The sequence below is a fragment of the Membranihabitans maritimus genome, assembly GCF_021729145.1.
GTDB classification, from domain to species: Bacteria; Bacteroidota; Bacteroidia; order Chitinophagales; family Saprospiraceae; genus Membranihabitans; species Membranihabitans maritimus.
This window is the reverse complement of sequence record NZ_JAJSLW010000094.1, coordinates 1-340: the sequence shown is the minus strand read 5'-3', so window position 1 is coordinate 340 and position 340 is coordinate 1. Positions and strand designations below refer to the sequence as shown.

The window sequence follows — 340 nt, the reverse complement described above, 5'->3', positions numbered from 1 at the left end:
TTTCCATACTATTGTATGTAGAACTGGCAATGGTGGGAGCGTCGGATTCTGCAAGTTGGACGAACTATTCGGAGATTACTTTTGCCAGGGATACTTCAGGTGTGGAATGGGACGATATAGATAGTGAGGCAGACGGAGATCCGTTGAACGATATAGGTGGAACCCCGGAGAGTGATGAAGACGATCATGTGGCTGATGATGGCATGGATACGGACCAGGACGGGATTACAGACGAAGATGACCACGATCCGTTGTATGTTCCCGTGTATGATCTGGCGTTACAGAAAAGAATCAATAATGCTTTCCCCGGTCCGTATCGGTACGGAGATACGATTACCCT

At 47.9% G+C, this 340-nt stretch carries 1 pseudogene; it reads left to right on the top strand.

The features are described 5' to 3' along the window. A pseudogene (locus LVD47_RS23445) lies at positions 1-340 on the top strand (hypothetical protein); the annotation flags it as partial.